Origin of the sequence: uncultured Deefgea sp. (assembly GCF_947072475.1) — a bacterium.
Lineage (GTDB): Bacteria > Pseudomonadota > Gammaproteobacteria > Burkholderiales > Chitinibacteraceae > Deefgea.
Genome location: NZ_CAMTIA010000071.1, coordinates 1 through 12900, shown reverse-complemented (window position 1 = coordinate 12900; position 12900 = coordinate 1). Strand labels below are relative to the sequence as shown.

Below are 12900 nucleotides of genomic sequence, written 5' to 3'. Positions count from 1 at the left end.
CATTTCACCCATTTAGTGACCTGCATCGCCGTTGCACTTACTAGTTGAATCCGCCCCCGATAGATTTCAAACTCAGCATGGCCACTCCTTATTCTGACGATAGTCTTGTGTTTTGCTTACGTATTTTACGGGTGCTGCTGCCAACAATGTCTGAATGATATAGCGCACAGTGTAGCTATAAATTTTTATAGCTTATGTTTTACTGTCTTGTAGTGTCATTTGTAAATGGGTTTTTATGTTTAATCTTGTGATGTATGAAATCTTTGAGTAGGTTGTATATAAATATATTTGTTTTCTAGCTGACGATGAGGATGGATTTTTATTGGGTGCATGCTAAATTTTGTAGGCAGTGCACGCATAGTGCACCTTCGCGGTTACAACTCACCAGTGCAATAGGGGTCTGATATGTTTACTTCTAACGAGGTCGTCGTCTTAGGGGGAGGGTGTTTTTGGTGTATGGAGGCCTTGTTTGTTCGATTAAATGGCGTGCTAAAAGTGGAGTCGGGGTTTTGCGGTGGCAAAACTAAAAATCCAACTTATGAGTCTGTGTGCGCACAACAAACCGAGCATGTGGAGGTCGTGCGCATTGAGTTTGATCCCAAGGTGATTAGTTTTGAGATTTTGTTAGACGTTTATTTTGACTCTCATGATCCAACTTCTATTGATCGGCAAGGTGATGAGGTTGGGCGCTTATATCGCTCGATGATTTTTTATCAGACTGAGCAACAAAAAAGTATTGCCAAAAAAGTAATCCAACAGATAGAGGCGGAAAAACGTTTCCCCAATCCGATTGTGACCGAGGTCGTGCCCGCGCAGCCATTTTGGCTGGCAGGCTCCGAGCACGATTCTTTTTTTGAGAAAAACCCACTTAATCCTTATTGCGTAACCACGGTGGTACCGAAGATGCTGCGGTTTCGCAGAAAATTTGCGGCCCTTTTAAAAAGTGAAATGCGTTAACGCATTTGAGTTGGCTTGTTTTCTTTCAGTCTTTATGAGGTGATTTATGGTTAATTGGGCAACGTTGGACAGTATTATTAGCGATACGATTGCGCCTGCGGCGATAGAAACCGATAAAAATGCGGTGTTTCCGCGTGCAGCCATGACCCGATTGGGTGAGGCCGGTTGGCTCGGCTTACTGTCGTCTGCTGAGGTAGGTGGTTTGGGTTTAAGCTTGAATGAAGCGGCAAAAGTGATCGAAAAAATTGCTGAAGCTTGTCCAACCACGGCCATGGTGCTGTGTATGCATTATTGTGGCTCGGTGGCGATAGAGGCTTTTGGCCGTATCGAGATTCGTCGTGAAATTGCCGCAGGGCGGCATTTAACGACCTTGGCTTGGTCTGAGAATGGCTCTCGTAGTCATTTTTGGGCGCCAGTGAGTACTGCGCATTTAGTTGCCGACAAAATAGCATTGGATGCTGAAAAATCATGGGTTACCTCAGCGTGTGAGGCCGATTCCTATGTTTGGACTTCAAAGCCATTGGCGGCAGAGGGTTTGAGTACGCTCTGGTATGTGCCGAGCAATACGGCTGGTTTAACCATGCCCAAGCCCTTTGATGGCATGGGCTTGCGTGGTAATGCCTCATCGCCGATTTATGCCAAGGCGGTGATGGTGAATCCGAGCGATCAAATGGGTCAAGATGGCGCTGGTTTTGACATTATGATGGGTACGGTTTTGCCTGTATTTGCGGTGCTAACGGCTTCGTGCTCAGTAGGTATTATCGAGGCATTGATGCAAAGAACAGTGGGCCATGTTACTGGCATGCGTTATCAGCATACCGATAGTGCTTTGGCTGACTTGCCGACGATTCGGGCGTATATCGGCAAGGCAAAAATTCGCGCTGATATGGCCAGAGCTTTGCGCGACGATACGTTAGCAGCAATGGCTTGTGGCCGAGCGGACACCCTATTGCGAGTTTTAGAAGTAAGAGTGGGGTGCGCCGAAACTGCGCTTGAAGTGGGTGATATGGCGATGCGGGTGTGTGGTGGCGCGGCGTTTCGTAAAGATGTCGGTGTTGAGCGGTACTTTAGGGACTCTAGAACCGCCGCTATTATGGGGCCGACTTCAGATGTTTTGTTTGAGTTTATTGGCCGAGCAACGTGTGGAATGGATTTGTTTTCTTAAGCGATTTGCAGCGATCTCAAGTTCTGAGAACGCTGCAATATTAGCGCCAAGACTACGGCAGTGTTAATGCCGCCGAAATCTGTGAAGCCCATTCTTTGCGTAAGCTCCAAGTGTTTTTCATGTCGGATAGCTCGGTGTACCAGCGATTGGCGGTGACCGGCTGCGCAAATTCACCGTTATAAATAATGCCGTCGTTTGAGCTCAGCGGCACTTCTTGATCGCGCCCGCTCAGCGTAGGGTGAATCACTTTGAGCTTGATTGGGCCTAGGTCATTGCGGTTTAAGATAATGCGCACGGTTTTTTGGTTGTCGCCGAGTAAAATTTGCGCGGTAATGCCTTTGGCTACGGCGGCTTGATCTTGTTCTAGGCGTTGGTTGACTTGATTGCCTTCTTTATAATAATTATCGCTCACCAAGCTGTCGGTCGAGGTGGAGACCAAATACAGCATGTGAAAACCACCCATAATGGCCAGCACGGGGAAGGTGATTAAGAGCCAAACATGCGGATGTTTGTACCAAGGTTTTTGTTCTTCAGTCATGTTAACGTCCAATAAAAGTGGCTTTTTCGACTACGGTTTGTGCCGGGTCATCTTTGGCGGTGACGATAAATTCGATTTCGTGGCTGCCCATTTTGGCAAATTGCGGCGGCACTTGAATGCGGACGGCTACGTCACTCATTGCCGTGGGTGCTAGTTGGATTTGATTTTCGCCAACAAGTTTCATTTCCGGCAAACCTTTGGCTTGAATGGTGTAGGTATGCGTTTGTTCGCTGGCGTTTTGAATCAACAGGCGGTAGCTGTTTTCCAGTAAGCCGTCTTCCACTTCGCGCACCAAGGCCACGCGATCACGTTCAATATTAACTTTCACCGGTTGGCGCAGCATCAACGACACGACGGTGACGCCAAGCGTAATGCTAATGACCACCGCATACATAATGACCCGTGGTCGGGTGATTTTTTTGATGATGTCGCGCTCGGGGTATTTATGCTCCAAAGCGTTTTCGGTGGTGTAGCGAACCAGCCCGCGCGGGTAGTTCATTTTGTCCATGATTTCATCGCAAGCATCAATACAGGCGGCGCAGCCGATGCATTCGTATTGCAAGCCGTTGCGAATATCAATGCCGACCGGGCACACTTGAACGCACATGGTGCAATCAATACAGTCGCCAAGGCCTGCGGCTTGATAGTCACTGCCTTTTTTACGACTGCCGCGATTTTCACCTCGTTCTTGGTCGTAGCTGATGATTAGCGTGTCGGCATCAAACATCGCGCTTTGAAAGCGCGCATAAGGGCACATGTATTTACACACTTGTTCGCGCATCCAACCGGCATTGCCATACGTGGCAAAAGCATAAAACAGCACCCAAAACAGCGCATAACCCGACAGCGTAAACGTCAGTAGATCAGTCCAGAGTGCGCGAATGGGCGTGAAATAACCGACAAAGGTAAACCCCGTCCAGAGCGCAAAAAGCACCCATAGGCTGTGTTTGATGAACTTTAATCGCAGTTTTTTGCCATTTAATGGCGCATTGTCGAGCTTAATCCGGGCGGCGCGGTCACCTTCAACCCATTTTTCTATCCATAAAAAGATTTCGGTATACACCGTTTGTGGACAGGCGTAACCACACCACAATCGCCCGCCTATGGTGGTCCAAGCGAATAAACCAAAGGCACTCAATAGCAGTAGTGCGGTGAGGTAAATAAAATCTTGCGGCAGAAAAACCAGACCAAAAACGTAGAATTTGCGATGCAGTAAATCAAACAACAAAGCTTGTCGATCGTTGATTAACACCCACGGCATGCCATAGAAAAATAGCTGTGTAACAAAAACAAAAAACACCCGCCAGTTATTCCAAAAACCAGTGATCCAGCGCGGATAGATTTTTTTGTGCGCGGCGTACAGCATGACTTCTTCGAGCTGACCATCGTCTTTGACGTTCACCACGTTAATTGGGATTTCGTGTAGTTTTTTGCTCATGATGTGCTCCGAGAAAAACAATACTAAAAACAAGCGCAATCTGGTCTTTAGTATGGTTTTTTTTGCTGCAAAAATTAACTGGATGCCGGTCTGCCAAACCTTGAATGAAAAACGGGCGGAGTGATCCGCCCGTAAAGCTGTATGAATACTTTATTTCTTTTCTGGGTTTAAACCATAGACATAGGCAGACAGTAAGTGAATTTTGCCGTCGCCAAGAAAGTCTTGCCAAGCTGGCATCACGTTATTGCGGCCATTGGTGATGGTTTCAACAATGGTCGCTTCTGAGCCACCGTACAACCACACTTTATCGGTGAGGTTAGGCGCGCCCAGTGCTTGATTGCCTTTGCCATCGGTGCCGTGACAGGCTACGCAAACTTGAGCATAGGTGTTGGCACCGCGTTCAGCACGCACGTTGTTGTAAGCTGGATTGCCCGACAACTTCATCACGTAATTGGCCACGTCGCGGACTTTTTCTTCACCAAAAACCGCACCAAAGGCTGGCATTTGACCATGACGGCCGACTTTGAGCGTGTGCTCAATGTCCGCTGGCGTGCCACCGTACAGCCAATCGTTGTCCGTTAGGTTAGGAAAGCCTTTTGCGCCACGACCATCTGCGCCGTGACATTGCACGCAGTAAGTCTGAAACAAATGCTTACCCATTTGCGTCGCTTCGGGCAACTTAGCCACTTCAGCGATCGGCATGGCCATGTATTTGGCGTATAGCGCATCGGTTTGTCGGTCTGCTTTAACAATCTCGGCTTTATATTGCCCGGCAGACGACCAACCTTTGGCATTACCAAAAGCGACTAAACCTGGATAAAGGAATAAATAAACCAAGGCGAAAACAATCGTCGCGATGAACATGCCCACCCACCAGCCGGGGAGTGGGTTGTTATATTCCTCTAAGTCACCGTCCCACACGTGGCCGGTCACCTGCGCTTTTTCACCTTTTTTTAGTTTGAATTTCATCTGCGTAGCAAGAATGTAGGCGCAATAAAAAATCCCGCCTAAAGACACTGCCGCGATGAAATAACCCCAAAAACTGCTCGTAAAATCATTCATATTTTATTCTCCGAACGCATTAGCTCTGCTTGTCTGATGACGGTAGGTCATCGTCAAGAAATACGCGCTGCGCTTCTTGGTCAAAGCTGGATTTGTTGTGGCGACTAAACGCCCAAAAGCAAATCCCAAGGAACAAGATAAATCCAAGAACGGTGACCACAATGCGGGCTTCAGTTTGCAGATCCATGGTGCTTACCTCTTGTTTTTCAGTGCGAGACCGAGGCCTTGTAGATAGGCAATCAGTGCATCCATTTCGGTTTTGCCTTTCACCGCTTCGGCAGCACCCGCAATTTCAGCATCGGTATAGGGCTCGCCTAAATCCTGCAGTGTTTGGAGTTTTTTGGTCATCAATTCGCCATTAACTGGCTTGGTGGCTAAAAACGCAAACGCCGGCATATTCGATTCAGGCACCACATCACGTGGGTTCATCAAATGAGCACGATGCCATTCATCCGAGTAGCGCGCGCCGACCCGAGCTAAGTCAGGACCGGTGCGTTTTGAGCCCCATTGAAATGGACGGTCATACACCGATTCACCCGCAACGGAGTAATGGCCATAACGCTCGGTTTCTGAACGAAATGGTCGGATCATCTGTGAGTGACAAGCGTAGCAGCCTTCACGAACATAAACGTCGCGGCCCGCGAGCTGCAATGAGCTGTAGGGCTTAACGCCAGCGATGGGTTGAGTCACACTTTTGCTAAACATCAGCGGCAAAATTTCGACAAACATTGCGATGCTGAGCGTAAAAAAAGTCAAGATGATCAGATAAAACACGTTTTCTTCAACGATTTTCTGAATTTTATTCATTTCAATATATTCCTTACGCGATCAGGCGTGCGCCGCAACGGCTGGGATAGGGGCATCCACCGCTTTGCCTTCAGAGATGGTGCGCATCACGTTGTAGAACATCAGCAACATACCCGATAAGAACATCACGCCACCCAAGAAACGGATGAAGTAGTACGGATACGATGCTTTCACGGCCTCGATAAACGAGTAAGCCAAAGTGCCGTCGCTATTGAGTGCGCTCCACATCAAGCCTTGAGTTACACCGGCAATCCACATCGAAGCGATGTAGAGTACGGTGCCTAAAGTGGCCATCCAGAAATGCACTTCGATTAATTTAACCGAGAACATTTGGTCGCGACCAAATAGACGTGGAATCAAGTAATAGATCGAACCAATGGTAATCATCGCTACCCAACCGAGTGCGCCAGAGTGAACGTGGCCGACGGTCCAGTCGGTGTAGTGGCTCAACGCATTGACTGACTTGATCGCCATCATTGGGCCTTCAAAGGTCGACATGCCGTAGAACGACAATGCAGTCACTAAGAATTTCAAGATTGGATCGGTGCGTAGTTTGTGCCATGCGCCAGACAAGGTCATGATCCCGTTGATCATGCCGCCCCAGCTTGGTGCGAGCAGAATCAGAGAGAACACCATACCTAAAGACTGAGTCCAGTCAGGTAGGGCGGTGTAATGCAAGTGGTGAGGACCGGCCCACATATAGGTGAAAGACAGCGCCCAAAAATGCACTACCGACAGACGATAAGAATAAATCGGACGTCCTGCTTGTTTTGGTACGAAGTAATACATCATGCCCAAAAAGCCAGCCGTCAAGAAGAAACCTACGGCATTGTGGCCATACCACCATTGCACCATGGCATCGACCGCGCCAGAGTAAATTGGGTATGAATCCATGGTGCCCCAAACTGGCAGCACCAAGCTGTTGACAATGTGCAGCAAGGCCACGGCAATAATAAATGCACCGTAGAACCAGTTGGCGACATAAATATGCTTCACTTTGCGCTTGGCAATCGTGCCAAAAAACACGATGGCATAACACACCCACACCACGGTGATTAAGATGTCAATCGGCCATGCGAGCTCGGCATACTCTTTACCTTGGGTGTAACCCAAAGGCAAAGTAATCGCTGCCAATAGAATCACCAGCTGCCAACCCCAAAAATGGAAGGCGGCGAGTTTATCGCTGATAAGGCGCACATTACAGGTGCGCTGAACTACGTAGTACGACGTTGCGAATAGACCACAGCCACCGAACGCAAAAATCACTGCGTTGGTGTGAAGTGGACGTAAACGACCAAAATGAAAGTACGGGCCGAAATTAAGTTCAGGCCAGAACATTTGGGCGGCGATAATTACGCCAACCAACATTCCGACAATCCCCCAAACGACCGTCATGATGGCAAACTGCCGAACCACTTTGTAATTGTATGTGGCTTGGTTTTCCATTAGAGCGCTCCGATTGATCTCCAACTGCTTGGAATTTAGTTAAAAACTTATTTTTGATTTGTGCTGAGTGGTATGTGTTTTTGGGAAGGCCCAATCACGTTGGTCTAGCGATGCCTTTTTCCCCGCTGATCAGGGGCGAAAGACTCTATGGACTATACGCAACTCAATGCTGAGCAAACTTGATATTAATCAAGTGTGCATAGTAACAAACGGCCCGATTTTACCTGTTTGTAACGGGTTCAGTCAGGATTTTTTTGCTTTTCTGCTTCGTTTGAGTCGGTTTTCTGTGTGGACTTGTCATCGTCATGCAAAATTCGCCAGCTTGGGCCTTCAAGGTCGTCCATCTGGCCGCTGCGTAGCGTCCACCAAAAAATAAAACCAATGACAAAAGCCAGTAAGATTGACAGCGGGATTAACAGGTAAAGACTTTCCAATTTAATGCCTCCTTTGGCGTGAAAGTAGGCGTAAGGCGTTAACGACAACCAATAAGGAACTGAGTGCCATGCCAAGGCTGGCCAGCCAAGGCGTGATCAATCCTGCCGCCGCCAATGGTAAGGCCGCGAGGTTGTAGAGTAAGGCCCATAGCAAGTTTTGCTTAATAATGGTTTGGGTTTTCTTTGCCAGCGCAAAAGCGGCCGGCAGGCAAGACAGATTGTTGTTTAATAGCACCATATCACCCGCGGCATGCGCGATGTCAACGCCCGCGCCCATCGCAATCGACACATTGGCCAGCGCCAGTACCGGCGCGTCATTCACGCCGTCGCCAATCATGAGTACGGTTTTGCCTTGTTGCTGCAAAGACTGCATATAGCTGACTTTACTTTCTGGCGTGGCATTGGCCACGGCGTGTTGCAAATTGAGTTGTTGAGCCACCGCTTGTACTGCGCTGGTTTGGTCACCAGACAGTAAGTGAAGCTCAAATCCTGCCGCTTTGAGTTGCGCTACGGTGCTGAGCGCATCATGGCGTAAATGATCGGCCAAAACAAAGGCGGCTAGCCAGGTATGGCCATCAGACAAAGCCACCATGCTGCCTTCATCAATATACGGTTCAAATTCGTTGGGTATGGCCTGCTGGATTTGTTCGGCAATAAAAGCGATTGAACCGATGAGGTAATACTGATTGTCGATATACGCCGAAAGCCCGCCTTGCGCGTGTTTTTGTACTTGCTGCGCCGCCGACACGGGCGCTAGATTGGCTTCGATTAAAAAAGCCTTGGCAATCGGGTGTTCCGATTGCTGTTCCAAGCTGTGTGCAATGGCCAGAGCGGTCTCGCTGCTGATGTTGAGGGCGATGGTTCGGGTGATTCTCGGTTCGCCATAGGTGAGCGTGCCAGTTTTATCCAGCACGATGTCGGTGACTTTGGCCAAGGTTTCTAATAAATTAGCGCGAGTGACCAATAAGCCCAGTTGCGCCAAATGTCCGGTGGAGGCAGTGAGCGCCGTTGGTGTGGCTAGCGATAGCGCGCAAGGGCAAGACACCACCAAGAGCGCCACAGTAATGGGGAGCGCATGTAGCGGGTCATGTAAATGCCAGTACCAGTAAGTTGCGGCGGCGGCGATCAGTAGGGCAAAAATAAACCCAGCGGCAATTTGATCGGCGATGGCGGCCAATCGCGGTTTTTGGCTGAGCGCTTGATCCAAAATACGCACCATGGCGGCAATGCGCGTTTCACTGCCGGTGTGTTTGACTTCAATGGTGAGTGGCGACAATAAATTGGCGGTGCCGGCCGTAACGTGTGCGCCACGGGTTTTGGGCACGGGTAGCGATTCGCCGGTGAGCATGGCTTCATTCACGTCGCTAGATCCGCTCAGCACCACGCCATCAATCGGGATGACTTCACCGGCTTTGACCACAATACGATCGTTGACACTGAGTCGGCTGACTGCAACTTCGTGTAAGCCCTGCTCGGCATCGAGCTGATGGGCAAAAGTGGGAACCAGTTTGACGAGTTTTTCCGCCGCCGCGCCAGCGCTGCGCCTTGCTTTAAGCTCTAAATAACGGCCACTTAACAATAAGAAAACAAACATCGATACTGCGTCGAAATAAATCTCGCCATGATCGGTAATCAATGCGTATAGGCTGGCAAAAAAAGCGATTAACACCCCAATACTGACCGGCAAATCCATATTGGCGCGCCCGTGGCGTAAATCGCGCCAGCTGTTGCGGTAAAACGGCCAGCAAGAATACAACACCACCGGCAAGGTGAGTAAAGCGCTGCCCCAGTGCATCATGGCCAGCCAATTGGCGTCAATTTCGCCCGCTGGGGCTAGATAGATCGGCACCACAAACATCATCACTTGCATCATCGATAGGCCAGCGACCCACAGACGAAACAGTGCGGTTTTTCTTTGTTTTTGCCAATTCTGTTCGTCACGAGCGTGATCATAAGGCAGGGCGCGATACCCAATGCTGGCGATGTGTTGCAAAATGGCCGACAGTTGAATTTGGCTGTCGTCCCAAGCAATGCGTGCGCGGTGGGTTGAATAATTGATTGAAACCGCCGTGACGCCTTTGAGCTTGGCAATGTGTTGCTCATTGAGCCAAATACACGCCGCGCAGCTAATCCCTTCTAGAATCAGTGCGGCTTCTTTTTCATTACCACTGGTGGTGTGAACAAAATCTTGCTGTAAGCTAGGGTCGTCATACAGCGCTAATTGTTCGAGCAGCTCGGCAGGTAGCGGGGTATTGCGATCGGCCGGCTGTTGCCGCTGCGCGTAATATTGATCTAAGCCACTACTGATAATGGTTTCTGCCACGGCTTGACAACCAGCGCAACAGGCCGGATGCAGCACTTGGCGGTAGTTGATTTGAAATTCACTGTGGGCGGGGCAAGGTTCGGCGCAGTGAAAGCATAACGTTGAGTCGGTATTCATCGGCGCATTTTAACGAAAACCGTCGTCGCTTGGGAAAGCAATTTTGCCAAGGCGCAGTCTAGATGCGCTTTGGATCGAAATACGTTCGAGATTGGCTTGCGAAATGGTCTGGTTTTTATCGCTTTGAGATTATTTTTTAGATTTAAAAAACAGTGATTTAGCGCCGAAAAAGGCACTCAATGTGTTTGAGTGGATACAAGTTTGGCGATAAAAGCCATCGATCAAGGTAATTGATTGGTCTATTCAGCGCGGTTTGCGCGCAGTAAAGTGCCGATATTGGCAAATTCTGAATTGGATTGCGTATGTTGTATGGATTATCAGTTGTTTTTTTAGCCTTAGTCAGTGGTGAGTTTTTACGGCAATTATTTCAGTTGCCCATTCCGGCGGTCGTCATCGGTATGTTGTTACTCACTGCATGGTGCATCGTGCGCCGCGGTGTCGAGCCACGAGTGGCGTATGCATCCGAAGGCTTGTTGCGGTATTTGGGGATTTTATTTGTTCCTGCCGGTGTGGGTCTGATTGAATTGGGTGATAAATTAAAATCGCAAGGAATTGCGATGCTGCTTACGATTTTAATTTCTACCATGGTGACGTTATTGGTGACTGGCGTGGTGCTGCAATTTTTATTGCTAAGACGAAAAGAAAAATTAAATCAGCGGGCGGCAAAATGAATGAGTTTTTAAAATTAGCCCAATATCCGGCGACGTGGATTGCCGTCACTGGGGTGGTTTATTTATTGGCCGATAAATTGTATCGGCTATCGCGCTATTTTCCTTTATTAAATCCAGTTTTGGTTTCGGTTTTATTATTGATTGCCATCTTAAAAATAACGGGCGTTTCATATGCGACTTATTTTGCTGGGGCGAAACCGATTCATTTATTGCTTGGCCCGGCGACGGTGGCATTGGCGATTCCTTTGTATCTGAATTTAGCTAAGATGAAGCAGTATTTTATTCCGGTCAGCATTGCATTACTGGTTGGCGCTAGCGTTGGCATTGTTTCGGTGTTTATTTTGGGGCAGTGGTTTGGTTTAAGCCCGATGACGATTTTATCTTTTGCGCCCAAATCGTGTACCACACCGATTGCCATGGCTTTGTCGCAAGAGCACGGTGGACTGCCCGCCTTAACCGCCAATGCGGTGATTGTCGCTGGTATTGCCGGGGCGGCGATGGCCGTGCCTTTATTTCGCTTGTTTCGCATTCAGCATGAAGTGGCGCAAGGGTTTGCGCTGGGTTTGGCCTCGCATGGCGTAGGGACGGCAAGGGCGTTTCAGATTTCTGATACCGCTGGCGCCTTTGCTGGTTTAGCCATGGGCTTTAATGGCGTGGTCACCGCTTTAATTTTGCCAGTTTTGCTGGCGACGTGGTACGGGTAAGAACGCATATCGGCATCGGTCGATCAAAGGAAAAAAAATGAATTGGCAAACTTTTTATCGGCAAACGCTGCGCGATATTGTGCTCTGGTTGCCGCTGGCAGGCTTGATTGGCGTGTGCGCAGGTCTGACTTCGGCGGGGCTTTTGGTGGCCTTAAATTGGGCCACCGCAACGCGAGTGGCGCATCCTATCTTGATCGTATTTTTACCTTTTGCCGGCTTATTGGTCGGCTGGGTGTATTACGAATGGGGTCGAGCCATTGAATCGGGCAATAATTTACTCATTGACGAAATTCATCAACCGCGCGCGATTACCCAATTGCGGATGATGCCGTTAATTTTTATCGGCACGGTGTTCTCACATTTATTTGGCGCGTCAGTCGGGCGTGAAGGTACTGCAGTGCAAATGTCGGGGGCCTTGGCCGATCAAATTGCTTTGATCACCAAGCTAAAGGAGCAAGATCGGCGGGTAATCTTAATGGCGGCAATGAGTGCCGGTTTTGCCGGGGTGTTTGGCACACCGCTGGCGGGCGCGGTGTTTGGGCTTGAAGTGCAAGCCTTGGGCAAAATGCGCAATAACGCCTTGTTTCCTTGTTTGATCGCCAGTTTGGTCAGCGATTGGTTGGTGCGATCTTTGGGCGTGCATCACACGCATTATGTGATTCCAAGCATCCCTGCGGTCACCATCATGGGTTTATTGGCGGTGCTGTTTGCTGGGGCTTTGTTTGGTTTGGCGGGCAAATCGTTTGCTGAATTAACGCACTGGGTGGCAAGGCACTTTAAGCGGATCAAGTATCCACCACTGCGCCCCTTTGTGGGTGGGGTTTGTGTGGCCAGCTTGGTGCTGATTTTTGGTGCTGAGCGGTATATTGGCTTGGGGATTCCAAGTATTGTTGAATCGTTTAATCAGCCGATTCCATTTTGGGATGCACCGCTTAAATTATTCTTTACCACCTTGTCATTGGGCGCTGGATTTAAAGGCGGCGAAGTGACACCATTGTTTTATATTGGCGCGACCATGGGCAATGCTTTAGCGCCGTTATTGAATATGCCGTTTCCTTTATTGGCTGGACTGGGCTTTGTGGCGGTGTTTGCGGGTGCGGCCAATACGCCGTTAACGTGTACTTTGATGGCGATTGAGTTGTTTGGCGCGGCGATTGGCCCGTATGCTTTATTGGCTTGCGTAGTGGCTTTTTTGTTCTCGGGGCACAGCAGTATTTATGTGGCGCAGCGCTGGGGCC

General features: G+C 49.1%; 13 protein-coding genes. 5 read left to right on the top strand and 8 right to left on the bottom strand.

Features of this window, described 5'->3' with window-relative positions; genetic code table 11:
• The first annotated feature begins 405 nt into the window (after positions 1–405).
• Together msrA and Q0V82_RS15195 are read left to right on the top strand one after the other, a co-directional pair.
• A complete protein-coding gene (gene msrA, locus Q0V82_RS15200) occupies positions 406–957 on the top strand; it encodes a peptide-methionine (S)-S-oxide reductase MsrA (RefSeq protein ID WP_297577071.1) in 552 nt (183 codons plus the stop codon).
• 46 nt (positions 958–1003) lie between these two features.
• Positions 1004–2122 (top strand): acyl-CoA dehydrogenase family protein, encoded by a 1119-nt coding sequence (locus tag Q0V82_RS15195; RefSeq protein WP_297577069.1) that lies wholly within the window; start codon positions 1004–1006, stop codon positions 2120–2122.
• A 52-nt stretch (positions 2123–2174) separates the two neighbouring features.
• Here the strand turns inward: Q0V82_RS15195 and Q0V82_RS15190 are convergent, their stop codons facing one another.
• The 8 genes from Q0V82_RS15190 to Q0V82_RS15155 all read right to left on the bottom strand — a co-directional run bounded on the left by Q0V82_RS15190 (position 2175) and on the right by Q0V82_RS15155 (position 10287).
• Positions 2175–2660, bottom strand: coding sequence for a FixH family protein (locus tag Q0V82_RS15190; RefSeq protein ID WP_297577067.1), 486 nt, complete (start codon positions 2658–2660; stop codon positions 2175–2177).
• A gap of 1 nt (position 2661) precedes the next feature.
• A complete protein-coding gene (gene ccoG / locus Q0V82_RS15185) occupies positions 2662–4098 on the bottom strand; it encodes a cytochrome c oxidase accessory protein CcoG (protein ID WP_297577065.1) in 1437 nt (478 codons plus the stop codon).
• Between the two features lie 150 nt (positions 4099–4248).
• Positions 4249–5160: a cytochrome-c oxidase, cbb3-type subunit III gene (ccoP, locus tag Q0V82_RS15180; protein WP_297577063.1), complete on the bottom strand. Its 912-nt coding sequence runs from the start codon at positions 5158–5160 to the stop codon at positions 4249–4251.
• A gap of 19 nt (positions 5161–5179) precedes the next feature.
• Positions 5180–5347: a CcoQ/FixQ family Cbb3-type cytochrome c oxidase assembly chaperone gene (locus Q0V82_RS15175; protein ID WP_297577061.1), complete on the bottom strand. Its 168-nt coding sequence runs from the start codon at positions 5345–5347 to the stop codon at positions 5180–5182.
• 5 nt (positions 5348–5352) lie between these two features.
• Positions 5353–5967, bottom strand: a complete 615-nt coding sequence (gene ccoO, locus Q0V82_RS15170) for a cytochrome-c oxidase, cbb3-type subunit II (RefSeq protein WP_226762948.1) — start codon at positions 5965–5967, stop codon at positions 5353–5355.
• 21 nt (positions 5968–5988) lie between these two features.
• Positions 5989–7413 carry a cytochrome-c oxidase, cbb3-type subunit I gene (gene ccoN, locus Q0V82_RS15165; protein WP_297577059.1) on the bottom strand — a complete coding sequence of 475 codons (1425 nt, stop codon included), beginning with the start codon at positions 7411–7413 and terminating at the stop codon, positions 5989–5991.
• A gap of 239 nt (positions 7414–7652) precedes the next feature.
• Entirely contained in the window at positions 7653–7847 is a 195-nt protein-coding gene (gene ccoS / locus Q0V82_RS15160; RefSeq protein ID WP_297577057.1) for a cbb3-type cytochrome oxidase assembly protein CcoS, read from the bottom strand.
• 1 nt (position 7848) lies between these two features.
• Entirely contained in the window at positions 7849–10287 is a 2439-nt protein-coding gene (locus tag Q0V82_RS15155) for a heavy metal translocating P-type ATPase (RefSeq protein WP_297577055.1), read from the bottom strand.
• 302 nt (positions 10288–10589) lie between these two features.
• Between Q0V82_RS15155 and Q0V82_RS15150 the strand changes: the two genes are divergently transcribed.
• The 3 genes from Q0V82_RS15150 to Q0V82_RS15140 all read left to right on the top strand — a co-directional run.
• Entirely contained in the window at positions 10590–10958 is a 369-nt protein-coding gene (locus tag Q0V82_RS15150; protein WP_297577052.1) for a CidA/LrgA family protein, read from the top strand.
• Positions 10955–11662, top strand: coding sequence for an LrgB family protein (locus tag Q0V82_RS15145; RefSeq protein ID WP_297577051.1), 708 nt, complete (start codon positions 10955–10957; stop codon positions 11660–11662). The genes Q0V82_RS15150 and Q0V82_RS15145 overlap by 4 nt, the downstream gene beginning before the upstream one ends.
• A gap of 37 nt (positions 11663–11699) precedes the next feature.
• On the top strand, positions 11700–12900 hold a 1201-nt coding region (locus Q0V82_RS15140), incomplete at its 3' end, for a voltage-gated chloride channel family protein (RefSeq protein WP_297577049.1).

Bases quoted from the DNA above. Each gene is read 5' to 3' on its own strand.
- ccoP (WP_297577063.1), bottom strand. From the start codon at position 5,160: ATGAATGATTTTACGAGCAGTTTTTGGGGTTATTTCATCGCGGCAGTG.
- ccoO (WP_226762948.1), bottom strand. From the start codon at position 5,967: ATGAATAAAATTCAGAAAATCGTTGAAGAAAACGTGTTTTATCTGATC.
- msrA (WP_297577071.1), top strand. From the start codon at position 406: ATGTTTACTTCTAACGAGGTCGTCGTCTTAGGGGGAGGGTGTTTTTGG.
- Q0V82_RS15145 (WP_297577051.1), top strand. From the start codon at position 10,955: ATGAATGAGTTTTTAAAATTAGCCCAATATCCGGCGACGTGGATTGCC.
- ccoG (WP_297577065.1), bottom strand. From the start codon at position 4,098: ATGAGCAAAAAACTACACGAAATCCCAATTAACGTGGTGAACGTCAAA.
- Q0V82_RS15175 (WP_297577061.1), bottom strand. From the start codon at position 5,347: ATGGATCTGCAAACTGAAGCCCGCATTGTGGTCACCGTTCTTGGATTT.
- ccoN (WP_297577059.1), bottom strand. From the start codon at position 7,413: ATGGAAAACCAAGCCACATACAATTACAAAGTGGTTCGGCAGTTTGCC.
- Q0V82_RS15155 (WP_297577055.1), bottom strand. From the start codon at position 10,287: ATGAATACCGACTCAACGTTATGCTTTCACTGCGCCGAACCTTGCCCC.
- Q0V82_RS15195 (WP_297577069.1), top strand. From the start codon at position 1,004: ATGGTTAATTGGGCAACGTTGGACAGTATTATTAGCGATACGATTGCG.
- Q0V82_RS15190 (WP_297577067.1), bottom strand. From the start codon at position 2,660: ATGACTGAAGAACAAAAACCTTGGTACAAACATCCGCATGTTTGGCTC.
- Q0V82_RS15150 (WP_297577052.1), top strand. From the start codon at position 10,590: ATGTTGTATGGATTATCAGTTGTTTTTTTAGCCTTAGTCAGTGGTGAG.